Raw genomic sequence first — 24,520 nt, forward strand, 5'->3', positions numbered from 1 at the left:
CCGTGAAGCTCAGGTCGCCGAGACGCTGAGGCCGAACCCCTGCATCAGCCGCCGCGTGGCGAAATCCGGCTTGCCCGATGTGAAGACGGCGAAGTCGAAACCATCAGGATGTTCCGCATCCTGCGGCAGCGGCACCAGATGGCGCGCGCGCCGGGCAATCGCCTCCGCCGGATCGAGCCAGTCCACCGGCCATGGCGCCAGCCTTCGGAAGAGATTGGCCATGAAGGGATAATGGGTACAGGCGAGCACGACGATATCGGTGCGCTTGCCATCGCTCTCGATGAAGCAGGGTTCGATTTCGACCAGCACCGCCTCATCCGAGACCGGTTCGCCCCTGATCCAGCTTTCCGCCATGCGGGCCAGATTTTCCGAGCCGACAAGACGGACATGACATTGGGTGGCGAAGGACTGGATGAGATCGCGCGTATAGGCGCGCTTGACGGTGCCCGGCGTCGCCAGCACGGAAACGAGGCCCGAACGGGTGCGCTCCGCCGCCGGCTTGATGGCCGGAACGGTCCCGACAAAGGTCATGTCCGGAAACCGTGCGCGAAGATCGGCGCCCGCGAGCGTGAAGGCGGTGTTGCAGGCGATGACGCATACTTCCGGGCTATAATCTTGCAGCAGCTTTTCGAAAAGCGAAAGAATCCGCGTCTTGAGCGCTTCCTCCTCCCAGCCGCCATAGGGAAAACCGGCATCGTCAGCCACATAGATGAAACCGCGCTCGGGCATCAGCACGCGCGCCTCACGCAGCACGGTCAGCCCACCAATGCCGGAATCGAACACCAGCACCGGTTTCAACACGTCAGCGGCGGCTTCACTCGTCTTCAGCATTCTCCCCTGCTCCCCCGGCCTCTGGGCCCGTTGCCCGGCCCGCCTGTTTCGGCCATTGCCGGGGAAAGCGATCGAGCGAATTGATCACGCCACGGAAAACACTGATTTCCTGCTCGGAAAAACCGCGTCTCGACAGCACGGCGCGCAGATTGTCGACCATTTTGGGCTTTTTTTCAGCCGGATGAAAATAACCGCGGGCATCCAGCGCCTCCTCGATGTGTTCGAACAGGCCGAAAACCTGCTCCTTGGTCGAGGGCCGCTGTTCGACGGACTGGAAAAGCGTCTCTTCCAGATCGTCCATACCTGACTTCATCCATTCATAGGACATCAGAAGTACGGCCTGGGCGATGTTGAGCGAGGCAAAGGCGGGATTGACCGGAAATGTGACGATCTCGTCGGCCAGCGCCACTTCCTCATTGGTCAGCCCCCAGCGCTCGCGTCCAAACAGGATGCCGGTCTTTTCGCCAGCCTTGAACTTCATCCGCAGCGTATCGGCGGCGGTCACGGGCGAACGCACCGGCTTGAAACCGTAGCGCTCGCGCGCGGTCGTGGCATAAACGAAGTTCAGATCGCTGATCGCCTCGTCCAGCGTCTCGAACACCTTCGTCCCATCGATGACATGATCGGCCTTGGAAGCGGCCGCACGCGCCTTTTCGCTCGGCCAGCCATCACGCGGATTGACCAGGCGCAATTCGGACAGGCCGAAATTGGCCATCGCCCGCGCCACCATGCCGATATTCTCGCCGAGCTGCGGTTCGACCAGAATGATCGCCGGGCCTTCCGCCACAAGTTCAAGCTCGCTGTTTGTGCCTGCCATCTCTTTTGTCCGTTTTTTAAAGGCGCCGCATCGACTTTGAGGCCAATACTGTAAAGCGCAGAAGCGCGCCTCACTGGCACAGATCGGCGCTAAAATCAAAGCAGGAGGGAGCGCGCACTCCGTTCAAGCTTGCTGAAGATGAGAGCAAACCGCCACCCCGTCATCCCTCGGGCTTGACCCGAGGATCCACAACCCATTGAAATCAATGGATCCTCGGGTCAAACCCGAGGATGACGCCGCGATAGGAAAACGTCACCATCACTCCGGAGCGGCCAATACCCTGCCCTTACTCCCCCTTGATGATCGTCGCCATCTCTTCGCGCAGCGAATCCCTGCCCTCATCGCCGACACGGTGAATGTCGCTGATGACCGGCCGGCCATCCTCTTCGATGACATCGAAATGCACCTCGTCCACGGTCGCCTTCATCTCCGCCTCGTCCATGCAGGCCCAGAGTTTGAATTTCGCCGTCACGTCAGTCGCGCCGTCCTTCACCTCCCCCGCCGTCACAGATACATCCTCCAGCGGGCAGCCATCCTGCGAATTGGTGACCACGTCGTAACCGAAGGGATCGCCCTTCTCGCCGCTTTCCGCCTCATAGGCCGGTTTCTTCGAGGCTTCGCGATATTGCGCGACGAACTCCTTGCTGAACAGGCTGGTCAGCATGTCTTCATCGAAGATGTATTTCCAGTTTTCCGCATCGCCGGACCAGTTCTTTACGGTGATATCCATCACCTTCTGGACGGGATCGGCAGGCCCGGCGGCGAGCGCGCTGTGGGAAAAGAGGACGGCGGCAGTCAGAAGCAGAATATTCCGCATGATGTGATCCCGGGATAGGCCCGACGGCGGGCGAAGCGATTCGCCTGACTGTATTCCGGCATTATGGTTTGGCAATGCGCAAAGCGTTATTGCGCTGCGCCAAAAAAGCGCCCCCCATGGCTTTGCCTCAGCCGCGCGCGATGCTATAGCCGCACCGGATATTTTTCCGGATACCGGCGCCATCCGGCGCCACAGCTTCGAAGGTGAGGAATTCATGGCAAAGATCAAGGTAGCCAATCCGGTCGTCGATCTCGACGGCGACGAAATGACCCGTATCATCTGGCAGCTCATCAAGGATAAGCTGATCCTGCCATACCTCGATCTCGACATCGAATATTACGACCTTTCGGTTGAAAACCGCGACGCCACCAACGACCAGGTCACCGTCGATGCGGCGCACGCCATCAAGAAGCACGGCGTCGGCATCAAGTGCGCGACCATCACCCCGGATGAAGCCCGCGTCGAGGAGTTCGGCCTGAAGCAGATGTGGAAGAGCCCGAACGGCACGATCCGCAACATTCTGGGCGGCGTCATCTTCCGCGAGCCGATCATCTGCAAGAACGTTCCGCGCCTCGTTCCCGGCTGGACCAAGCCGATCGTTGTCGGCCGTCACGCTTTCGGCGACCAGTACAAGGCAACCGATTTCAAGTTCCCCGGCAAGGGCAAGCTGACCATCAAGTTCGTCGGTGAAGACGGCCAGGTCATCGAAAAGGACGTCTTCGACGCCCCGAGCGCCGGCGTGGCGCTTGCCATGTACAACCTTGACGAATCCATCCGCGAATTCGCCCGTGCCTCCATGAACTATGGCCTTATGCGCAAGTGGCCGGTTTACCTCTCCACGAAGAACACCATCCTCAAGGCCTATGACGGCCGCTTCAAGGATATCTTCGAAGAAGTCTACCAGAACGAGTTCAAGAAGCAGTTCGATGAGATCGGCATCACCTATGAGCACCGCCTGATCGACGACATGGTCGCTTCCGCGCTGAAGTGGTCCGGCGGCTACATCTGGGCCTGCAAGAACTACGACGGCGACGTGCAGTCCGACACGGTTGCTCAAGGCTTCGGCTCGCTCGGCCTGATGACCTCCGTTCTCCTGTCTCCCGACGGCCGCACGGTCGAAGCCGAAGCCGCACATGGCACGGTGACGCGCCACTACCGCCAGCACCAGAAGGGTCAGGAAACCTCGACCAACTCGATCGCTTCGATCTTCGCCTGGACCCGTGGCCTCGCCCACCGCGCCAAGCTGGACGACAATGCGGAACTCGCAAAGTTCGCGGCAACGCTCGAAACCGTCTGCGTCGACACCGTGGAAAGCGGCTACATGACCAAGGACCTGGCGCTCCTCATCGGTCCCGACCAGCCCTGGCTCTCCACCACGGCTTTCCTCGACAAGATCGACGAAAACCTCAAGAAGGCGATGGCAGCTTAAGCCTGCTTTTCCAGTGACTTCAAAACCCGGCCTCAGCGCCGGGTTTTTCATTTGTACCGTATAGACGAAACATAAGTTCCGCGGCGCGGATCGACCGCGCCCGCAGCTCCTCTTGTGTCGGCAGGCCAAGCGCACCCGTCGCGCGCCTTATCTGCAAATCCCCCACCAGAAGCGACAACCAGATTTCCGCAGGCTCCTCCGATGCACCCGTGCCTATGAGACCCTGTTTCTCCAGCGCCTGAAAATATGCCGCAAGCTTCGGCATCACGTGGTCACGGCCCTTTTCCGCCAGAAATGCTCCCAGTGCGGCGTCACCGCCGGCTTCCGCCGCCGCAACCCGATTGAGCAGAACCGCTCGCTCCCCCAGGAGCATCGACAATAATTCAGCCCCGAAACGGGAAAGCTCCTTCACGCCATCGGCCGCATCCGCCGAGGGCAATACCAGTCTGGCCGCGTTTTCTTCCACCATGGCTTCATAAAGCCCGGCCTTGCCGCCAAACCAGCCATAGAGCGTTTCCTTGGACGATTTGCTCACCTTCGCCAGCGCCTGCATGGAAAAGACGGCATAGCCATCCCGGGCAAGCATGTCGAAGGCGTGTTCAACGATCTCACGCCGGCGCAATTCCCTGTTTTCGTTTCGCATCCGCATTTCCTTGACAATAACCGTACGTATGCGTACGGATAAGCCGTACATATATGTACGGTTATTCGATGGAGATTTTCATGTCCAGCTCATTTCTGCACGAAATAAGAACAAGATATTTTCCCGCCCTTGGCCTTGTCGCAGGCCCGGCGATTTCGGCCCTGCGCATCGTAGCGCCGCTAAACCTCGGCGTGATGGCCGGCTTTTTCTTCGCTTTCAGCAATCCGGTGATGATGGCCTTTCCCCAGCTTGAGGCGGAGATTTTCATTGCGGCGTTCAACAGCATCAACATCAGCGTCCGAAATGGCGTCTTTTATGCCGCCTTCTTCGCCCCGCTGGCTCTCCTTCTCGGGGCCATGCTGGCAGACCGGCGCAACCGGCTGATATGGCTGTCCGCTCTGGTCATCTACACCGTCGTCGTGATCCAGACCCGCATGGTCAATGTCCCCATCAACGAGTTCTTCAAAACCGTCTCGGCCGAAATACCGCCGAACTGGCAGGATTTGCGTGATCGCTGGGCGCTTTCCAATCTTATCCGCACCATATTGACCATCATTGCCTTTTTCCTCGCCCTCATCGCCGCAACGCGGCATGCGGGAAAAAAGACAGACAACTAGGCTGCCGCGGCGACGGCTGCCCTCTCCAGGCTGTGGCATGCGATGCCAATGATGGCCGGCCAGCGCCGTGCCACATCAGGGAACGGGACCCGGCCGCAACGCCGGGTTTCTTTTTTGTTCACAGTATCTTGATTAGCAATTGTACTAGGCGCAGAGTCCGATTCCACGTGCCACGGCCAGTACAACAATAAGACAAAGCTAAAACAGCATCTACTTGCACATAACTTGCCCGGCACAGTCAAATATTCATCGGAGCATCGGCGCGATCCTTAAGGAACGTGCGAATGATGCTGCGGGTCTTGAAAAAACGAAGCGCGAGCGTGAAACCCCCGCCGGTTTTCCATGATGCTTCGACAATTTTGCTTGGGGAGGCAAAAGCATGAGTGAATTGATCTTTTACACCAACCCCATGTCGCGCGGACGCATTGCGCGATGGATGCTCGAGGAAGTGGGCGTTCCGTATAAAACCGAAATATTGGGCTTTGAAACCTCGATGAAATCGCCCGCCTACCGGCTGATAAATCCGATGGCGAAGGTGCCCGCCATCAAGCACGGCGATACCATCGTCACCGAGGCGGCGGCGATCTGCGCCTATCTCGCCGATGCCTTTCCCGGCGCGAACCTCGCGCCGACACCCAAGGCACGCGGACTTTATTATCGCTGGATGTTCTTTGCCGCCGGCCCGCTGGAAATGGCGGCCAGCATGAAGGCGATGGGTTTCGAAGTGCCCAAGGAAAAGCTGCGCATGGCCGGCTGCGGCAGCTATGTGGATGTGATGAACACGCTCGAGCGGGCCGTCAGTGAAAACCGCTTCATCGCCGGCGATCTCTTCACCGCGGCGGATGTCTATGTCGGCGCCCATATCGGCTGGGGGCTGCACTTCGGCACCATCGAAAAACGCCCGGCCTTCATCGACTACATGACCCATCTTACCGACCGCCCCGCCTTCAAGCGGGCCACCCAGCTCGATGAGGAGGCGGCAAAGGATTTGCGGGCAACCGGATAAGACGGGCCAACCGTTTCACCACCAGTCAAACAGTAGCCCGCCCGAAAATCGAACATCCGATCGATCATCGCGGCGGGTTATGTACCGGACTGGCCGAGCGGCTCCCCGACCTCTATCGCGTGCCCGTCCGGATCGTAAAAACGAAACACCCTCTGCCCCCAGGCCTGTCGCTGGAGTGGATGGATAAGCTCCACATGCGGCGCGATATTTCGAAAGGCCACATCGACATCCCCATGTTCGAAATAAAGCAGCATATTTCGTCTGCCATAGGGTTCTTCCGCGCCCGACGATGTGCCCCAGACGGTCTCCGCGAGCGACCGCCCCTCATGAATTGCAAAGCCGCTTTCAAAGAGGACGAAGTTCCCGAAATCCTCGACTATATTCAGGCCAAGCCTGTCGCGATAAAACGCCTTTGAGCAATTGATGTCGCGCACGAAAGGGATGGGATTTACAAAACGCATCGCTTCCCTCCGCCGCCTCTTTGGCGGCCCCTAAGGCCGAAACAAAAAGGCGGGGTAAAACCCCGCCCTCTTCAATTCACGCCTATCATGCAGCCAGCGCCGCCGCCACCGCTTCGATGGCATCCTGCGCCCTGGCGCCATCCGGGCCGCCGGCCTGCGCCATGTCGGGGCGACCGCCGCCGCCCTTGCCGCCAAGTGCGGCGGAAGCGGTGCGGACGATATCGACAGCGCTGAAACGGGCCGTCAGATCTTCGGTCACGGCCGCGACAGCGCTTGCCTTGCCGTCTTCGGAAACGGCAATCAACAGCACGACGCCCGAGCCGAGATTGGCCTTGGCCTCATCGGCAAGACCCTTGAGATCCTTGGCGTCGATGCCGGAGAGCGATTTCGCCAGGAAATTGACGCCGGCAACCTGCTTGACGTCGCTTGCGCCGGCGTCCGCCGAACCGCCGCCCATGGCAAGCTTCCGGCGCGCATCCGCAAGCTCACGTTCCAGCTTCTTGCGCTCATCGAGCAGGCCTTCGACACGCGACAGCACATCGCCCGGCTGAACCTTCAGCGACGAAGCGAGCGCCTTGACCCGCTCATCCTGCTCGGCGAGATAGGCAAGCGCGCCCTGACCCGTGACGGCTTCGAGACGGCGCACGCCCGCACCGACGGCGCTTTCACCGAGAATGCGGATGAGGCCGATCTGGCCGGTGGCCGCCACATGCGTGCCGCCGCAAAGCTCGACGGAATAGGGACGATTGGCTTTTGCGCCGTGAACGCCGGTGCCCATGGAGACGACACGAACTTCATCACCGTATTTTTCACCGAACAGCGCCATGGCGCCCTCGGCAATGGCGTCGTCGACGCTCATCAGGCGGGTCACGACCGGCGAGTTCTGCAGCACGATTTCGTTCGCCATTTCCTCGACGACCTTCAGCTCCTCGGCCGACATCGGCTTCGGATGCGAAACATCGAAACGCAGGCGCTCGGGCGCAACCAGCGAACCCTTCTGGGCAACGTGTGTGCCGAGCACTTCGCGCAATGCCTCGTGCAGCAGGTGGGTGGCGGAATGGTTGGCGCGCAGACGCGAGCGGCGGTCATGATCGACCGTCAGCTGAACGGCGTCGCCAACTTTCAGACCGCCCTTGGAGACCGTGCCCAAATGCACGAACAGGCCTTCGCCCTTCTTCTGGGTATCGGAAACGGCAAAGACGCCATTGTCGCCGGATATCACACCAGTATCGCCCATCTGGCCGCCGGACTCGCCATAAAACGGCGTCTGGTTAACCACGACCTGCACCGCCTCGCCATCGGCAGCGCTTTCAACAGCCTTACCGTCCTTGACGATCGCCAGGATGACGCCTTCAGCGGTTTCGGTGTCGTAACCGAGGAATTCGCTCGCGCCGAGCTTTTCCTTCAGCTCGAACCAGACGGTTTCGGTCGCCTTGTCGCCGGAACCGGCCCAATGCGAGCGGGCTTCGGCCTTCTGGCGCTCCATCGCATCGGTGAAACCGGAAAGATCGACGCCGATTTCGCGGGCGCGCAGCGCATCCTGCGTCAGGTCGAGCGGGAAACCGTAGGTGTCGTAAAGCTTGAAGGCGGTTTCGCCATCCAGCATGTCGCCCTTGTGCAGGGTCGAGGTGGCGTCTGACAGCAGCGACAGGCCGCGTTCCAGCGTCTTGCGGAAACGGGTTTCCTCAAGCTTCAGCGTCTCGGAAATCAGCGCCTCGGCACGGACCAGTTCCGGATAGGCGCGGCCCATCTGCTGCACCAGCGCCGGCAGCAGCTTGTAGATCAGCGGCTCGCGCGCGCCGAGAAGTTCGGCATGGCGCATGGCGCGCCGCATGATGCGGCGCAGGACATAACCACGGCCCTCATTGGACGGCAGAACGCCATCGGCGATCAGGAAGGCGGACGAACGCAGATGATCGGCGATGACGCGGTGGCTGGCGCGCTTTTCGCCTTCGGCCGGAACGCCGGTCGCTTCCACGGAAGCGGCAATCAGCGCGCGAAACAGGTCCGTATCGTAATTGTCATGCTTGCCCTGCAGCAGCGCCGAAATACGCTCAAGGCCCATGCCGGTGTCGATTGACGGACGCGGCAGGTCGATACGCTCTTCCTTCGTCAACTGCTCATATTGCATGAAGACGAGGTTCCATATCTCGATGAAGCGATCGCCATCCTCTTCCGGCGAGCCGGGCGGGCCGCCCCAGATATGATCGCCATGATCGTAGAAGATTTCCGAACAGGGACCGCAGGGGCCGGTATCGCCCATCGCCCAGAAATTGTCGCTGGTCGGAATGCGGATGATACGGTCGTCGGAGAAACCGGCGATCTTCTTCCAGAGGTTAAAGGCCTCATCGTCGGTGTGGTAGACGGTGACCAGCAGACGATTGCGGTCGATGCCGAATTCCTTGGTAATCAGGTTCCAGGCATGGGTGATCGCTTCTTCCTTGAAGTAATCGCCGAAGGAGAAATTGCCTAGCATTTCGAAGAAGGTGTGGTGACGGGCGGTATAACCGACATTGTCGAGGTCGTTATGCTTGCCGCCGGCGCGCACGCATTTCTGCGCCGAAGCGGCCGTGGAATAGGGACGGCTTTCAAGACCGGTGAAGACGTTCTTGAACTGCACCATGCCGGCATTGGTGAACATCAGTGTCGGATCGTTGCGCGGCACCAGCGGGCTGGAGGGCACGATCTCGTGTCCGTTCTTCTTGAAGTAGTCGAGAAAGGTCGACCGAATTTCATTCACACCGCTCATGCCCACACACCGCTCACAGCTGGAGTCCATCACTTCCACCCCGAAGGATGGCTATATTGCAAAATCACTGGCTTTTATCGTCCGCACCCGGCCCTGTCCAGCCATGGAGGCCCGCGAAGGCGCGCCGACAAACAAAAAGGGCCATGCGAGGCAAATCGCACGGCCCTTTTTGTTCAATCGCAGTTCACATCAGGCAAAACCACCGGGCAGGAAACACCCGCAGTTCTGCCGGAAATCAGCCGTCGTCGCCGTCGCTGTCACCGGCCTCCGGGCCGCCATTCTGCAGGAAGCGGTCGGCGATCAGGCCGGCATTCTGGCGCAGCGCCAGTTCGATCTCATTTGCCGTGTCCGGATTGTCGCGCAGGAAAATCTTGGCGTTTTCACGCCCCTGCCCCAGACGCTGGCTATTATAGGAGAACCATGCACCGGACTTCTCGACGATACCGGCCTTCACGCCGAGATCGACAAGCTCACCGGTCTTGGAGACGCCTTCGCCATACATGATGTCGAATTCCACCTGCTTGAAGGGCGGCGCCATCTTGTTCTTGACGACCTTGACACGCGTCTGGTTGCCGACAACCTCCTCGCGCTCCTTGACGGAGCCGATACGGCGGATGTCGAGGCGAACGGACGCATAGAACTTCAGCGCGTTGCCGCCCGTCGTCGTTTCCGGCGAACCGAACATGACGCCGATCTTCATGCGGATCTGGTTGATGAAGATCACCATGCACTTCGACTTCGAGATCGACGCCGTCAGCTTGCGCAGCGCCTGGCTCATCAAACGCGCTTGAAGACCCGGCAGGCTGTCGCCCATTTCGCCTTCGATTTCCGCCCGCGGCGTCAGCGCCGCAACGGAGTCGACGACCAGCACGTCAACCGCGCCGGAACGCACCAGCGTATCGGTAATTTCCAGCGCCTGTTCGCCCGTATCGGGCTGCGAGATCAAAAGGCCCTGCAAATCCACACCGAGCTTGCGGGCATAGACCGGATCGAGCGCATGTTCAGCGTCCACGAAGGCGCAGATGCCGCCCTTCTTCTGGGCTTCGGCAATGGTCTGCAATGCCAGCGTCGTTTTACCGGAGCTTTCCGGGCCGTAAATTTCAATGATGCGCCCCTTCGGCAGACCGCCGATGCCGAGCGCGATATCCAGGCTGAGCGAGCCCGTCGAAACGGTTTCCACTTCAACCACGTTTTCATTGGAACCGAGCTTCATGATCGATCCCTTGCCGAACGACCGTTCGATCTGGGAGAGCGCCGCTTCCAGTGCCTTGCTTTTATCCACCGATTTATCCTCTACGAGACGCAAAGAATTTTGTGCCATCCGAACCACCTTTAGGTTATTGAAGCCGCACAGGCAATGAAGCAGTATGGAAACGGTATGTACTCTATTTGTTCTCATTTCGCAAGGCTAAGCCAGCATATTGAAAACAAATAGCGATAAGTAGTTTGTTCTGCTTTCGTTTTTCCGTGCCCGGCCCATGGCCGCAAACCGGATGCGAGGTCAGGAAGACGTCAGTTTAGGCCGAATCGTCCGGTCTTTCCATCCGCCAAAGAGGGAAACGCAAGCGTGAAGAAAATACTCGTTCTGGGCGGCGCGCATATCGACAGGCGCGGCATGATCGAGACTGAGACGGCGCCCGGCGCGAGCAACCCCGGCTCGTGGATGGAAGAGGCCGGCGGCGGCGGTTTCAACGCCGCGCGCAATCTTTCCCGCCTCGGTTTTCAGGTCCGCATCATCGCCCCGCGCGGCGGCGACGTTACCGGCGAGGCGGTGGCGGAGGCCGCACGGCAGGCGGGCGTGGAAGATACGCCCTTCACCTTCCTCGATCGCCGCACGCCAAGCTACACCGCCATTCTGGAGCGTGACGGCAATCTGGTCATCGCGCTTGCCGACATGGACCTGTACAAGCTCTTCACTCCACGGCGCCTCAAGATACGCGCCGTTCGCGAGGCGATCACGGCGAGCGACATCCTGCTCTGCGACGCCAACCTGCCGGAAGATACGCTGACGGCGCTCGGCCTCGTCGCCCGCGCCTGCGAAAAGCCGCTGGCGGCCATCGCCATTTCGCCGGCCAAGGCGGTGAGGCTGAAAGCGGCGCTCGGCGATATCGACATCCTCTTCATGAACGAGGCGGAGGCCCGCGCGCTGACCGGGGAGACTGCGGCCAATGTCCGCGACTGGCCCGACATCCTGCGCAAGGCCGGGCTTTCCGGCGGCGTCGTTACCCGCGGCGCAAGTGAAGTCGTGGCCTTCAACGCAACCGAAAAAGCAATCCTCCACCCGCCGCTCATCCGCGAGGTAAAGGATGTGACCGGCGCGGGCGACGCCATGGCGTCGGGTTATCTTGCCGCCATCGCCGAGGGAAAGACGATTGCGCAAGCGTTGAGGCAAGGCGCGGCGGCGGCCGCCATCACCGTGCAATCGCCCTTCGCCACGTCCCAAGACCTATCAAAAGACAGTGTCGACGCCATGTTGGGGCTTGTTCCCCAGGCTGAAATGCTGGCATGAACCCGCTTTTAAAAACTGGAACAGATGCAATGACCCGCCCCATCTCCCCGCTCCTGCCCATCGTCTACTCTCGGGAAGTCGCCGCCGCCAAGCAGCGCGGCGCGCCGATCGTGGCGCTCGAATCGACCATCATCACCCACGGCATGCCCTATCCCGGCAATATCGAGATGGCGGAAAGCGTCGAGCAGATCATCCGTGATCAGGGTGCGGTTCCGGCCACCATCGCCGTCATTCACGGCACGCTGCATATCGGCCTTGAGAAGGACCAGCTCGAGGCGCTCGCCCAGACCACCGACGCCATGAAGGTTTCGCGCGCCGATATCGCCTTCGCGATTGCCGAACGCCGCACCGGCGCCACCACGGTTGCCGCCACCATGATCGCCGCCGCCCGCGCCGGCATCCGCGTTTTTGCGACAGGCGGTATCGGCGGCGTGCACAAGGGCGCTGAAGAGACCTTCGACATCTCCGCCGATCTGACCGAGCTTGCGAAGACCGGCGTGATCGTCGTCTGCGCCGGCGCGAAGGCGATCCTCGACATTCCGAAAACGCTCGAGGTTCTCGAAACCAATGGCGTGCCCGTCGTCACCTTCGGTTCGGAAGAATTCCCCGCCTTCTGGTCGCGTTCCTCCGGCCTGCCGAGCCCGCTCTCGCTGAACAGCCCGGCGGCGATTGCCAATTTCCAGGCAACCCGCGAACAGCTGGGTATCGATGGCGGCATGCTGGTGGCCAATCCCGTGCCCGAAGCAGACGAGATTCCGCGCGAGGAAATGGAAATCTACATCAACCGCGCCATCTCCCACGCCGAGCGCGACGAGGTCACCGGCAAGGAAGTCACCCCCTACCTGCTCGGCGACATCTTCCGCCTGACGGACGGCCGCAGCCTGGAAACCAATATCGCGCTGGTGCGCAACAATGCCCAGCTTGCGGCCGAGATCGCGGTGGCGCTGAACTGAAGACACATATCTCCCCTTCGGGCGGTTCCCAAAGGGAGTGCTGGCGAGGTTTTGGAGGCTGGAACAAACACTTCCTCCGTCATGCTCGGGCCTGTCCCGAGCATCTACTACGTCTCGACCGGAGGAAACCTGATTAGATCCTCGCCACAAGGGCGAGGATGACGTCGCGTATTTGGAAAGCCTGTCCCAACAAAAAAGGCCCGGAGAGCTTGCGCTTCCGGGCCTTTGTTTTTCCTGTCGAACCCAATCAGTTCTGGGCGACCGGCTTCACCAGCGGCGTCACGCGGCGGATGGTGACGCGGCGGTTCTGCTGTTCCGGGCCGAGCGTCTGGACCTTCAGGTAACGCTCGCCATAGCCCTGCGTCGCGAGGTTTTCCGGCGGGATGCCGTAAACGTCGGTCAAAACATTGGCGACGGAAGCGGCGCGTTCGTCGGAAAGCACGAGGTTGCTTTCATCGGAACCGACGGCGTCGGTATGGCCTTCGATGAGGAAGGTTTCCCCCGGGTTCCTGTCCAGCGCCTTATTGATGGCGTCAGCAACCTTGCGCAGCGAACGGGCCTGCGCCATCGGTATTTCGGCGCTGCCGGTAGCGAAGGTGATGGTATCGAGGTCGATACGGCGCACCTTGTCGCGGATACGGGCCGAATAACGCACTTCATCCAGCGAATAGACACGTTCCACCGGCTCGACCGGCGGCTGTTCCAGGAAGCGGTAATAATCTCGGTCCGGATCGCTCGAGGTGTCGATGATGTAGTCGCGCACAGGAATGCGCAGGCGCATCGGCGGCAGGTCGAGGCCGGGATCGCGATAGACGTAGTCACGATCAGGATCGTCCATCAGATCGGGCGCATAGAACAGCACATATTCCCGGCCGCGATCGTCGATGCGCGAACGCTGGATCACATCGCCGTAACGGTTGCGGATCGTCACCACCTGCGTGCCGTCACGCCGCTCCACGGTTTCGCGGACACGACCGCCGGGCAGGCGCTCGTAATAGGGCTCGCCGCCATCGCGGATGAAGCGCTGGTTGTCATCGCCGCGCACCACGACACGGTCGCCAAATTGCAGGATAATCGGCGCGTCGCGATCGCGGTCACGCGGGCGGCCTTCGCGCGGCTGCCATTCGCGCACGCCTTCCGGTCGCTCATATTGCGGACGACGGTCGACACGCTCGCCCTGCTGGGAGGTGATCGCCTCCATCTTCACGGGCGGCGGCGGTGCCTTGCCTTCGGCGGCGCCGGCGCGCTGCGCCTCGGCGTCCGATGTCGGCACCTTCACGTCGCCGGCCTGCTCGCGTTCACGACGGCGCTCCTCACGGGTCTGGCGGCTGCCGGAGCGTTCCACTTCCTTGTCGCTGTCGAGAACGGCGGCGCCCTTGTCGACCGGCAGAATGACGGTATCGGCCGTCTTGGACGGGTCCTTGGCGATGGCCTTGGCCTTGTCCAGCTCCTCCTTCGTCATCGGCGGCGCTTCCGTCTGCGGAACCGCAACCTGATTGGGGACCGGCTCACCGGCAGGCGCCTGCCCGGTCACGGCACCGCTCGGCGGCGGTGTCGGGCTGCCCGGCAGCGGCGCTGCGGGCTCTGTCCTGCCCTGCCCTTCGGCCGGTTTTTCGGAAGGCTGTTGGCCTGGCGCAGGGTTTGGCTGCGCCTCGGGTGCCGGCGGGCGCGCAGGGGTCGGCGCCTCGGTCGGAACAGGGGCTTCATTCGCGGCAGGCTCGGGAGCCGCTGGTTTCTTTTCCGGAACAGCCTTTTCGGCCGGTTCGGACGCCTTTTCCTCTACCTGCGGCTTTTTCTCCGGCGCCGGTTTGGCGGGCTGCTCGGCATTTTCAGGGCGGGCGGCAGGCTGTTCGTCGGCCGGCTCCTTTGCGCGTTCCTTGCGCGGACGCTGCTCACCCTCGCCTGCCGGCTGCTCGGCACGCTCCGGCTTGCGGGGGCGCTCCTTCGGCTGCTGTTCGGCCGGTGCGGCCTCAGGCGCAGCTTCGGGCGCCGCCTCCGGGCGCTGGCGGGCGGGACGCTGTTCGCCTTCGGCCTGCGGCTCCTGCGCAGGCTCGGCGCGGCGCGGGCGCTCCTGCGGTTGTTCGGCCGGTGCGGGTTCCGGGCGGGCTTCACGTTGCGGCTGCGGCTCCCGCTGGGGTTCCGGCTGCGCTTCGCGCTGGGGTTCCCGTTGCGGCTCGGGGCGCGGTTCGGCGGGTGCGGCTTCAGCCTTCGGCTCGGGCGGGCGTTCACGCGGCGGCTCCGGCGCCTGTTCCTGCTTCTGCGGCTCGGCCTGCGGCTGCGCCTCCTCGGCCTGCTGGCGCTGCTTGCGCAGAAGCTCTTCCGGATTCTGTTCTTCCGCGGCCTGCCCTTCCGGTTGCGCCTGCGCCAGAATCAGCGGGGTCTGCGACTGGGGCATCTGCGCCCGCGCGGCACCGGCAAAACCGGCGGCGGCCGGCTCCACCGCGATCGCCAGCGACATGAGGGGGAAAACCACCCCCGTCAGCAATGTGTTCTTCTTCAGCATCGGTGCTTCCTCATCTGCCATTTTTGGTCGCTTGTTTTGCGACATCTTGAATCCGGCTGCGCGTGCAGGCGCTGGTCAACGCCTCGCACAGGCTTCGGTTCCCATGATGGACAAAGCCTTGTGTACCGGAAATGAACAGATCAAGGCGTTTTCGTGAAAGCACTGCGGCGCAAACGCGGTCACTAATATTGCAGTTGCATTTTTTGACCAACCGGATGAATAATCTCATCCGCGCTGAAGGTCACAGGCGGTATCCTCCGTCCTGCCGCGCCCAGCGCCCATGGCGTCCGCACTGAAAATAACAACAGACTGCGGATGAACGACCAAAAGAGAGGATCGAAATGCCTATTTCCACCCGTCTGCTCGCAGCCGCATCGATTGCCGCCATCTCGCTGTTGTCAGGCGCAGCCCTCGCGCAGGACAAGATCGTCATCGGCACCGAAGGCGCCTATCCGCCCTTCAACAATCTCGAAGCCGACGGCACGCTGACCGGCTTCGACATCGACATCGCCAAGGCGCTGTGCGAACAAATGAAGGCCGAGTGCACCTTCGTCACCAATGACTGGGACGGCATCATCCCCGCCCTTCAGGCCAAGAAGTTCGACGCCATCATCGCGTCCATGTCGATCACGCCCGAGCGTCTCGAGAAGGTCGACTTCTCCAAGAAATATTACAACACCCCGCCGGCCATCGCCGTACCGAAGGATTCGCCGATCAAGTCCGTCGAGGACCTGAAGGGCAAGTCGCTCGGCGCGCAGGGTTCCACCACCCACTCCAACTATGCCGAAAAGCATTTCCCCGATGCCGACGTGAAGATGTATCCGACCGCCGACGAATATAAGCTCGACATCGCCAATGGCCGTATCGACGCCGTCATCGACGATATCGTCGTTCTGTCGGAATGGCTGAAGACGGATGCCGGCGCCTGCTGCAAGATCCTGACGCCGCTTCCGGTCGATGTCGAGATCAACGGCAATGGCGCGGGCGTCGCCGTGCGCAAGGGTGACACGGCGCTTGCCGACAAGTTCACCGCCGCCATCGCCGGCATTCGCGCCAGCGGCAAGTATCAGGAGATCAACAAAAAATACTTCGATTTCGACGTTTACGGCGAGTAAGCCGGTTCGATCTGTTGAAATCTCGTGGCGGAAGGCTTGCCCTTCCGCCATTTTTGTTTGAAAACGTCACGATAACAATCACGGCGGCTTAAGACCGCAGGGGAAAATTGGCATGAGCGGAGCATTTTCCGCCATAGGTGCGTTCTGGACCTATGTCTCGACACTTCTCGATCCCTTTTGCGGGCCGGTCGGTCTCTTCTCGCTTTTCGGAAACGGCACCCTGGTCGCCTGCGGCGATGCGGGCTGGGGCGACGAAATCGCCTTCGGCGTCAAGGTCACCATCTCGCTGGCGCTCGCCACCCTGCCCGTCGGGCTGCTGATCGGCTTCCTCATCGCGCTCGCTGCGCAATCGGAGGAAAAGTCGCTGCGGCTGGCGACCGGCATCTACACCACCATCTTCCGCGGCCTGCCGGAACTGCTGACGCTCTTCATCGTCTATTACGGCATACAGATGCTGCTGCAATCGGTGGCCGGTTATGTCGGCATTACCGGTCCGGTCGAGATCAACGCCTTCGTGGCGGGCATGGTGGCGCTATCGGTGGTGTTTTCATCCTACGCGTCCGAAGTGCTGCTCTCCGCCTTCAAGGCCATACCGAAGGGCCAATATGAGGCGGGTCACGCCCTTGGCCTGTCGCGCGGCCGCACCATGGTGCTCATCATCATCCCGCAGCTGGTCAGGATCGCCCTGCCCGGCATGACCAATCTCTGGGTCATCCTGCTGAAGGACACCTCCTACGTCTCGATCATCGGCCTTGCCGATATCGTCCGCCAGACCGGCATCGCCGCCCGCGTCAGCAAGGAAGCCTTCTTCTTCTACAGCATCGCCTGCCTGCTCTACCTCATCCTCGCGCTGCTTTCCTCCATCGGCATCGGCTTCATCGATCGCTGGTCGCGCAAGTCGGAGGTGAGCCGATGAGCCATATCAAGGAACTCATTCCACCCCGCCCCGCCCCGGCCGTCGCGGACAAACCACTCAATATTTCGCGCATCGTCGGCATCGCCGTCATCACGCTCTGGCTGCTGCTCGCCGCCGGGCTGATCTTCGCCATGATCGAGGGCTGGGACTGGGACAAATTCCAGCGTTACGGACCGCGCTATATCGACGGTCTCATCACCACCATCACGCTGGTCGGCAGTTCGATCATTCTCGGTGCCATTCTTTCCGTGCCGATCGCCTTCGGCCGCATGTCGGAAAACCGCATCGTCGGCGCACTGGCCTATGCCTATGTCTACGTCTTCCGCAGCACGCCGCTTTTGGCGCAGCTTTTCCTGATTTATTACGGCCTCGGCAGTTTCCGCCAGGGGCTGGAAACTGTCGGCCTGTGGTGGTTCTTCCGCGAGGCCTGGTATTGCGGCCTGTTGTCGCTCACCCTCAACACCGCCGCCTATCAGGCTGAAATCCTGCGCGGCGCGATCCGCAGCGTGCCGCGCGGCCAGCATGAGGGCGCCGCCTCGCTCGGCCTGTCGAAACTCGTCACCTTCCGCAAGATCATCCTGCCGCAGGCGCTCATCGTGGCGCTGCGTCCCTATGGCAACGAAATCATCCTGATGATCAAGGGTTCAGCGGTGGTCTCCATCGTCACGGTGTTCGACCTGATGGGCCAGACCCGCTACGCCTTTTCCCGCACCTTCGACTATCAGGCCTATCTCTGGGCCGCGATCTTCTACCTGACGATCGTCGAAACGCTGCGGCATGTCTGGGCATGGCTGGAGGCCCGCCTGACGCGCCATCTGAAGCGTTAGTCGCAACGTTGGCAGCACTCATCAGATGAGGCTGCCAACATTTTGAAAAATATAACAAATTTGTGACATATCCAGGCCTTTGGCAAGGTTGGATTAACCCTGTCGTGTTCCCATCTTAGATACAGCGGTAATGCTGTGATCGGCAATCATGGATACGGGAACCGCCGTCATGAACAAGGACATGGAAATGATGCTGAGAGGCTACGGCCTCACCACCGCCCAGATATTCTATCGCCTGCCGGACCATCCGCTGGTTCTCCAGACCTATGTCTGGCAGGACTACGATCTGGCCCCTGACTTCCCCGAAATGCACGGTTTCCTCAAATTCTGGCAGGAAAAGCTCGACGGTCCGCTGCATTCCGTCCGCTACGTGCACCGGCAGGTGATCTCGGCGCAGGAATGGCGCGCGCTCAAAGGGGAGTTCATCATCCACTGAGCCATCGCGCCACATAAACATTGCGCCCGTCCCCGATGCGGCTTACAGCAAACCTCAACTGAAGATGCTGACGGATAAGGCACGATGACGAAGAACCAGAAAATCGACGAAGAGGCGCTTGCCGAGGCCTATAATCGCGCGCTGGCGCTTGAAAAAGCCGGCGATGTGGACGCGGCGGTGAAGGCCTATGAAGAGGTTCTGGCCATCGATCCCGACGATCACGGCGGCGCGGCCGTTCGCATCGCCGCCATGGGCCGGGGCGAAACCCCGCCAAAGGCGCCCGACGCCTATGTCGAAACCCTGTTCGACCAGCATGCCGAAGCTTTCGAGGATATTCTTGTCGAGCAGCTCGGTTACGCCGTGCCGATGATGGTGCGCCAGCGGTTGCAGACGCTGAACCTCGGCCCCTTCAAGCGCCTGCTCGATCTCGGCTGCGGCACCGGCCTGACAGGCGAAGCGCTGCGCGACATGGCCGACGATATCACCGGCATCGACATTTCCGAAAACATGGTCGAGATCGCCCATGAGAAGGACCTCTACGAGACGCTCTACGTCGCCGAAGCCGAGGATTTTCTCGAAGACAATGACGACGAACCTTTCGATATCATCACCGCCACTGATGTGCTGCCCTATCTCGGCGCGCTGGAGCCGCTGTTTTTCGGCGCAGCCGAAAACCTCAATGCCGGCGGCCTGCTGATCTTCTCGTCGGAAACCCTGCCCGAAGAAACCCTGGCCGGACGCCCCTATATGGTCGGCCCGCACCAGCGTTTCGCCCATGCGGAAACCTATGTCCGAGAAAGACTGGCCGCGACCGGTTTCGAGATTCTCGAAGTGACCGACATCAATGTGCGCATGCAGGACGGCAATCCGACACCCGGCCATCTGGTGATTGCCGAGCTCAAGGGCTGATGCGGGATCGAAGGCTTATGTCGCCGACGTCTCGGCAGTTTTCTTCTCCCCAAGGGGGAGAAGGTGGCCCGAAGGGTCGGATGAGGGGGCAACGTCAGCGATAGGCCGCACCCTCGCCCCCTCATCCCGCTGCCGCGGACTTCTCCCCTGCGGGGAGAAGAAACAAGCGGGACATGCTCGCCCTGCATTTAAGGAACATTGCTGAATCAACCTCTCAGCAACACCCGCCAGCAGATTGAAGAGACTCACCTTTTCCGGCCCGCTCAGCTCGCCTTCGGCCGCCAGACAATATCCGCCACCTTGAGTTTCTTCGGCACGATCTTCAGATCGTAGAACTCATCCGCAAGCGCCTGCTGATAGGCGATGGCCTCATCGGGAACCAGCGAAACCCGCCCGAGATCGGCGCCCGGCCGCGTCAGCGAGACCTTGGTGACATCTTCGGGAACGCCGGTGATCGACGCCAGCGACTTTGCCGTTGCATCGATATTGATCTGCGCTTTCGCACCCACATTCGCCAGCTCCTTGAGGATCAGCGGCACGAGATCGGGATTGGCCTCCACGAAATCGCCATTGGCAAGGAAATAGCTCCACGGATCGACGATGCCTTCGGCGGTCGAGAGAACCCGCGTCGTCGGCTCTTTTTCCGCCACGGCGAAATAGGGATCCCAGATCGACCAGGCATCGATGCTGCCGCTGCGGAAGGCGGCGGCCGCATCCGGGGGCGCAAGGTCGACCGGCGTAATGTCGTTTAACGTCAACCCCGCCTTTCGCAGCGCCTTCACCGTCACGTTATGGGCGCTGGAACCACGCTTGAAAGCGACCTTCCTGCCTTTCAGGTCTTCCAGCGTCTTCAGCGGCGAATCCTTCTGCACAAGGATGGCCGATCCGCCGGCCGCCGCTTTGTAAGTGCCCACATAACGCAGATTGCCGCCGGCGGCCTGCGCAAAAAGCGGCGGCACATCGCCGGTCGGGCCGATATCCAGCGCGCCGGCACCCAGCGCCTCGAGAAGCGGCGGTCCGGAGGAGAATTCCGACCATTTAACCTCGATGCCGCGATCCTTCAGCAGCGCTTCGAGCGCGCCCTGACTTTTTGCGAGCGCTATCACGCCATTCTTCTGCCAGCCAATCCGCAATGTGGTGGTTGCGGCATTCGCCCGCCGGATATGCGGCAGAAACGCCGCCCCGGTCGCACCTGCAATCAATCCCAATGTTCCGCGTCGTGTCAGCATATGGATATCCCTCGCTATTCCATCCTTCGACAATAAAAGCGTAGATATTCGAGCGATTTTATCAAAATCGCAGTTTGCACGGAGACAGCGCCGGGAGAATTGAATATGCGAATTTGCCGCTATGGGCGGAATAGAATTGTCGTGCCCCGGCAGCGGTTACCGGATGGACCTTCCGGCTGGATCAGCCCTTGGCGGGCCAGATCGACGGGAAAAACGACCCGCAAATGAAAACGCCCTCCCCGGCAACCGGAAAGGGCATTGGTCGAAAAACTGACCGGCGGCGGATCACTCCTCGCCGGATTTCGGATTGTCCAGCAGCATGTAATCGAGCGGCAGTTCCGTCGTATATTTGATCTGCTCCATCGCGAAGGCGGAAGACACGTCGCGAATTTCGATCTTGGCGATCATGCGCTTGTAGAAGGCATCATAGGCCGCAATATCGGGCACGACGACGCGCAGCAGATAATCGACATCGCCGCTCATGCGGTAAAATTCGACGACTTCCGGAAACTCGGAAACCACCTCGGAAAAACGCTTCAGCCATTCGATGGAATGGGAGGCGGTGCGGATGGAGACAAAAACCGTGACCTTGGTGTTGACCTTGACCGGATCGAGCAACGCCACGCGCCGGCGAATAACGCCGTCTTCCTCCATTTTCTGGATACGCCGCCAACAGGGCGTCGTGGAAAGGCCGACCTTTTTCGCCAGATCGGCAACGGCCAGCGTGGAATCCTCTTGCAGAATGCGCAAAATCTTACGGTCTAGGCGATCCAATGCGTCTACCCTCCTGAATTAATTTCCTTTCAATACACTAATTTTCGCAGAAAAACAGAAAATTGTTTCACGCTAGCCGCATTTCCACATGTTGCCGCAGAACCGGCAGCAGCTCCTCCGTGAACCATGGATTCCTTTTCAGCCAGCCCGTGTTGCGCCAGCTTGGATGCGGCAGGGGTAAAATGCCGGGGCCGCAATTGGCATGAAGATAGCTGCGCCAGTCCTGTACGGTTTCCGTCATGGTCTTGCGCCGCCTTTCACCCAGGTGAAATGCCTGCGCATATTGGCCGATGGCGAGGATCAGCTCCACCTGCGGCATCGCCGCCATTACCCGCTCGCGCCACTGCGGCGCGCATTCGCGCCTTGGCGGCAGGTCGCTGCCCTTATCGTCATAACCGGGAAAACAGAAACCCATGGGCACGATGGCGAAGCGATCCGGATCGTAGAATGTCTGCCGGTCGACGTTCAGCCATTGGCGCAGCCTGTCGCCCGAGGCATCGTTGAACGGCAGTCCCGTTTCATGCACGCGCAGCCCCGGCGCCTGCCCGGCAATCAGGACGCGCGCTTTTGTCGACATGACGACCACCGGCCGGGGTTCGTGCGGCAGGCGATCTGCCATTCCCCTGAGCGGCCTGTCGCGACAGAGCCGGCAGCGAGCGATTTCGCCGCGCAACCCATCCAGCCCGTCATCATGCACCGGCGCAAACCGGTCATCCTCAGCCATGGTCCCACCCCAGAAGATGACGGATAACGGTGAGGAAACCCACCGCCGGCGTTTCCAGATCCGCGGCGCGGTGCTCCCGCCGCCATTGCGACGGTTTCTCGAATTCCCCCGCCCAGATGCCGCGTGCTTCCTTTCGCGCCGCCGCCTGCTCGCTGGAGAACTGGAAATAACCTGATGCGACGGCAAAACCCGCCGACACCATTTCCGATGAGACATCCCTGCCGCTTGAGGCGCAATAAACGAGCAGCCGCCCGTAACGGTCTCTGGAGCTGCCGGAACAGGAGAAATCCGCCGGCGCGGCCAGCCGTTGCAGGACACGGCGCGCTTCCTCGCCGCACGGCCAGCTTTCGCCGCCGCGCAGGCATGTCTGCGCAAGCTCCGGCGCATCGATGCCGAGCAGCCGGAACCGCTCCTCCCCCTTCGACAGCGTATCGCCATCGATCACGAAGAAGCGGCCGTGATAGGTCTCGCTGTTGATCTGGTCGAGCTTGGCGGCAATCAGAATGCCGAGAAAAACCGTGGCGAGAAAAATCCCGCCATCGCGAACTGCCGAGAAACGTCTGCCCCTGCCACCATTTCGTCTCATGTCACAACAAACCCTTGTCAGAAATGGCAAACAAATCCTTTCACGGCAGCATCTTCTTAAGATTTTGCGCGTAGCCTGCAAGGGTTCATGTCACCCCGCGTTGTAACAATGAGTAAAAGCGTCAGCACGTCCACCGACAAGATCATCGTCGACCGTTCGAAAAAACACCGCAACAAGGCGGTTTTCGACACGGTGAAGACGACGCGTGAACGCCTGCAGCAAGGGGCCGGCGCAAGCGACGCCTATGAACGCGAAATGCTGACCATGCATATCGCCGAAACCCTGCAGGGCGCGATGATCATGCCGCTTTTCATCGTGCTCGCCTCCATCATCGGCGTTTATATAACCCGCGACATCAGCCTGATCATCTGGTCGCTGATCGCACTGAGTTTCCACGCCTTTTCCCTGCTGCTGGCCAAACGGGCAGCAAAGCAGGAAATCACGGCCGACAATCTTCAGCACTGGAAAAGTCTCTTTCTCGGCATGCAGATCCTCATCGGCTGCGCCTGGGCGATGTTTGCGCTGGCCGAGCCGGTGCGCAACGACCCGACACTGGTCCTCTTCTTCAAGGGCTCGACGCTGCTGATCGCGCTGTCCCTGACCGCCATGGCCAATTTCATGCTGCGGCGGGCGACCTTCATGACCTTTTTGCCGGTGCTGGCGGCGCTCTGCATCACCTCGGCCATCTCGCGCGACCCCTTCGATGTGGGCCTCGCGCTGATGTTCGGCATGGCGATCCTCTTCTGCCATCGCATTACCAGCCGGCTTTACCAGACCAGCGTCAAGCTGCTCTCGTCGCAGACGGAAAAGGACGACCTGATCGCCGAGCTCGAAGTCGCAAACTCGGTTTCGGATGAGGCCCGGCGGCGCGCGGAAGAGGCCAATCTGGCGAAATCGCGCTTTCTCGCCTCCATGTCGCACGAGCTGCGCACCCCGCTCAACGCCATTCTCGGTTTCTCCGAGGTCATGTCATCAGAGGTGCTCGGCCCGCTCAACAATCCGCTCTACAAGGAATATTCCGGCGATATCCATCGCTCCGGCCAGCATCTGCTCGACCTCATCAACGAAATCCTCGACCTGTCACGCATCGAGGCCGGACGATATGACCTCAACGAAGAAGCGATCTCAATGCTGGAAATCGCCGAGGATTGCATCGGCATGATCCAGCTTCGCGCCCGCGCCAAGAATATCAAAATTGGCCAGCAGTTCGAAAACAGCCTGCCGCAGGTCTGGGCCGACGAAAAATCCATCCGCCAGGTCATCCTCAACCTGCTCTCCAACGCCGTGAAATTTACCCCCCAGGGCGGCGAAATCCTCGTGAAAGCCGGCTGGACCGCGGGCGGCGGCCAATATGTCTCGATCAGGGATAATGGCCCCGGCATTCCCGAAGATGAAATTCCCGTGGTTCTCTCGGCCTTCGGTCAGGGATCGATCGCAATCAAGAGCGCCGAACAGGGAACCGGCCTTGGCCTGCCCATCGTTCAGGCCATTCTCGCCAAGCATGACGGCCAGTTCATCCTGAAATCGAAACTGCGCGAGGGCACCGAGGGCATCGCCATCCTGCCGGCCAAACGTGTGCTGCAAAGCCTGCCGGCGGTCGAGGAAACCCACGCCATCCAGCCGCGCCGGCGGTCCTTCGCCTGAAGCCCCTTGAGCATCAGAGGCGCTC

At 60.9% G+C, this 24,520-nt stretch carries 23 protein-coding genes; 11 read left to right on the forward strand and 12 right to left on the reverse strand.

Annotated elements, in window-relative coordinates; all coding sequences use genetic code 11:
* Positions 1-9: 9 nt before the first annotated feature.
* The 3 genes from murI to N5D22_RS08925 form a co-directional block, all read right to left on the reverse strand.
* A complete protein-coding gene (murI, locus tag N5D22_RS08915; RefSeq protein ID WP_279658527.1) occupies positions 10-831 on the reverse strand; it encodes a glutamate racemase in 822 nt (273 codons plus the stop codon).
* Entirely contained in the window at positions 815-1,648 is an 834-nt protein-coding gene (locus N5D22_RS08920) for an RNA methyltransferase (protein WP_279658528.1), read from the reverse strand. Before N5D22_RS08920 ends, murI begins: the two co-directional genes overlap by 17 nt.
* A gap of 286 nt (positions 1,649-1,934) precedes the next feature.
* Complete coding sequence (locus tag N5D22_RS08925) at positions 1,935-2,465, reverse strand: hypothetical protein (RefSeq protein ID WP_279658529.1); 531 nt, start codon at positions 2,463-2,465, stop codon at positions 1,935-1,937.
* A 214-nt stretch (positions 2,466-2,679) separates the two neighbouring features.
* Between N5D22_RS08925 and N5D22_RS08930 the strand changes: the two genes are divergently transcribed.
* On the forward strand, positions 2,680-3,894 hold the full coding sequence (locus tag N5D22_RS08930) for an NADP-dependent isocitrate dehydrogenase (RefSeq protein WP_003520411.1): 1,215 nt from the start codon (positions 2,680-2,682) through the stop codon (positions 3,892-3,894).
* Positions 3,895-3,913: 19 nt separating this feature from the next.
* Here N5D22_RS08930 and N5D22_RS08935 read toward each other — a convergent pair whose 3' ends face one another.
* Positions 3,914-4,537 carry a TetR/AcrR family transcriptional regulator gene (locus tag N5D22_RS08935; protein WP_279658530.1) on the reverse strand — a complete coding sequence of 208 codons (624 nt, stop codon included), beginning with the start codon at positions 4,535-4,537 and terminating at the stop codon, positions 3,914-3,916.
* Between the two features lie 80 nt (positions 4,538-4,617).
* Here N5D22_RS08935 and N5D22_RS08940 point away from each other — a divergent pair, with 80 nt between their 5' ends.
* Together N5D22_RS08940 and N5D22_RS08945 are read left to right on the forward strand one after the other, a co-directional pair.
* The gene (locus N5D22_RS08940) at positions 4,618-5,154 is read left to right on the forward strand and encodes an anthrone oxygenase family protein (protein ID WP_279658531.1); all 537 of its coding nucleotides are present in this window, start codon (positions 4,618-4,620) and stop codon (positions 5,152-5,154) included.
* A 379-nt stretch (positions 5,155-5,533) separates the two neighbouring features.
* Positions 5,534-6,160, forward strand: coding sequence for a glutathione S-transferase family protein (locus N5D22_RS08945; protein ID WP_279658532.1), 627 nt, complete (start codon positions 5,534-5,536; stop codon positions 6,158-6,160).
* A gap of 77 nt (positions 6,161-6,237) precedes the next feature.
* Here the strand turns inward: N5D22_RS08945 and N5D22_RS08950 are convergent, their stop codons facing one another.
* The 3 genes from N5D22_RS08950 to recA all read right to left on the reverse strand — a co-directional run bounded on the left by N5D22_RS08950 (position 6,238) and on the right by recA (position 10,691).
* A complete protein-coding gene (locus tag N5D22_RS08950; protein WP_279658533.1) occupies positions 6,238-6,621 on the reverse strand; it encodes a VOC family protein in 384 nt (127 codons plus the stop codon).
* An 85-nt stretch (positions 6,622-6,706) separates the two neighbouring features.
* Entirely contained in the window at positions 6,707-9,370 is a 2,664-nt protein-coding gene (gene alaS / locus N5D22_RS08955) for an alanine--tRNA ligase (protein ID WP_279658534.1), read from the reverse strand.
* A 235-nt stretch (positions 9,371-9,605) separates the two neighbouring features.
* Positions 9,606-10,691, reverse strand: coding sequence for a recombinase RecA (gene recA, locus N5D22_RS08960; RefSeq protein WP_279658535.1), 1,086 nt, complete (start codon positions 10,689-10,691; stop codon positions 9,606-9,608).
* Between the two features lie 246 nt (positions 10,692-10,937).
* Between recA and N5D22_RS08965 the strand changes: the two genes are divergently transcribed.
* Both N5D22_RS08965 and N5D22_RS08970 read left to right on the forward strand, forming a co-directional pair.
* On the forward strand, positions 10,938-11,879 hold the full coding sequence (locus N5D22_RS08965) for a carbohydrate kinase family protein (protein ID WP_279658536.1): 942 nt from the start codon (positions 10,938-10,940) through the stop codon (positions 11,877-11,879).
* A gap of 29 nt (positions 11,880-11,908) precedes the next feature.
* Positions 11,909-12,832, forward strand: a complete 924-nt coding sequence (locus N5D22_RS08970; RefSeq protein WP_279658537.1) for a pseudouridine-5'-phosphate glycosidase — start codon at positions 11,909-11,911, stop codon at positions 12,830-12,832.
* A gap of 247 nt (positions 12,833-13,079) precedes the next feature.
* Here the strand turns inward: N5D22_RS08970 and N5D22_RS08975 are convergent, their stop codons facing one another.
* Positions 13,080-15,335, reverse strand: coding sequence for an OmpA family protein (locus N5D22_RS08975; RefSeq protein ID WP_279658538.1), 2,256 nt, complete (start codon positions 15,333-15,335; stop codon positions 13,080-13,082).
* A 341-nt stretch (positions 15,336-15,676) separates the two neighbouring features.
* On the opposite strand from N5D22_RS08975, the gene N5D22_RS08980 reads away from it, so the two are divergent.
* The 5 genes from N5D22_RS08980 (at position 15,677) to N5D22_RS09000 (ending at position 19,538) form a co-directional block, all read left to right on the forward strand.
* On the forward strand, positions 15,677-16,450 hold the full coding sequence (locus N5D22_RS08980; RefSeq protein WP_279658539.1) for an ABC transporter substrate-binding protein: 774 nt from the start codon (positions 15,677-15,679) through the stop codon (positions 16,448-16,450).
* Positions 16,451-16,562: 112 nt separating this feature from the next.
* Positions 16,563-17,366: an ABC transporter permease gene (locus N5D22_RS08985; RefSeq protein WP_279658540.1), complete on the forward strand. Its 804-nt coding sequence runs from the start codon at positions 16,563-16,565 to the stop codon at positions 17,364-17,366.
* Complete coding sequence (locus N5D22_RS08990; RefSeq protein WP_279658541.1) at positions 17,363-18,193, forward strand: ABC transporter permease; 831 nt, start codon at positions 17,363-17,365, stop codon at positions 18,191-18,193. Before N5D22_RS08985 ends, N5D22_RS08990 begins: the two co-directional genes overlap by 4 nt.
* Before the next feature lie 169 nt (positions 18,194-18,362).
* A complete protein-coding gene (locus N5D22_RS08995) occupies positions 18,363-18,629 on the forward strand; it encodes an usg protein (protein WP_174057312.1) in 267 nt (88 codons plus the stop codon).
* Between the two features lie 84 nt (positions 18,630-18,713).
* Positions 18,714-19,538 (forward strand): class I SAM-dependent methyltransferase, encoded by an 825-nt coding sequence (locus N5D22_RS09000; protein ID WP_279658542.1) that lies wholly within the window; start codon positions 18,714-18,716, stop codon positions 19,536-19,538.
* A 263-nt stretch (positions 19,539-19,801) separates the two neighbouring features.
* On the opposite strand, the gene N5D22_RS09005 is transcribed toward N5D22_RS09000, so the two are convergent.
* The 4 genes from N5D22_RS09005 to N5D22_RS09020 all read right to left on the reverse strand — a co-directional run bounded on the left by N5D22_RS09005 (position 19,802) and on the right by N5D22_RS09020 (position 22,851).
* On the reverse strand, positions 19,802-20,767 hold the full coding sequence (locus tag N5D22_RS09005) for an aliphatic sulfonate ABC transporter substrate-binding protein (RefSeq protein WP_279658543.1): 966 nt from the start codon (positions 20,765-20,767) through the stop codon (positions 19,802-19,804).
* A 285-nt stretch (positions 20,768-21,052) separates the two neighbouring features.
* Positions 21,053-21,541 (reverse strand): Lrp/AsnC family transcriptional regulator, encoded by a 489-nt coding sequence (locus N5D22_RS09010; RefSeq protein ID WP_003507846.1) that lies wholly within the window; start codon positions 21,539-21,541, stop codon positions 21,053-21,055.
* A gap of 67 nt (positions 21,542-21,608) precedes the next feature.
* Positions 21,609-22,265, reverse strand: a complete 657-nt coding sequence (locus N5D22_RS09015; protein ID WP_279658544.1) for a uracil-DNA glycosylase family protein — start codon at positions 22,263-22,265, stop codon at positions 21,609-21,611.
* Positions 22,258-22,851: a thermonuclease family protein gene (locus N5D22_RS09020; RefSeq protein WP_279658545.1), complete on the reverse strand. Its 594-nt coding sequence runs from the start codon at positions 22,849-22,851 to the stop codon at positions 22,258-22,260. The genes N5D22_RS09015 and N5D22_RS09020 overlap by 8 nt, the downstream gene beginning before the upstream one ends.
* Positions 22,852-22,959: 108 nt before the next feature.
* On the opposite strand from N5D22_RS09020, the gene pdhS2 reads away from it, so the two are divergent.
* Complete coding sequence (gene pdhS2 / locus N5D22_RS09025; RefSeq protein ID WP_279658546.1) at positions 22,960-24,495, forward strand: two-component system sensor histidine kinase PdhS2; 1,536 nt, start codon at positions 22,960-22,962, stop codon at positions 24,493-24,495.
* Positions 24,496-24,520: the final 25 nt, after the last annotated feature.

The sequence above is a fragment of the Agrobacterium sp. GD03872 genome (genome assembly GCF_029840625.1).
Lineage (GTDB): Bacteria > Pseudomonadota > Alphaproteobacteria > Rhizobiales > Rhizobiaceae > Agrobacterium > Agrobacterium fabrum_A.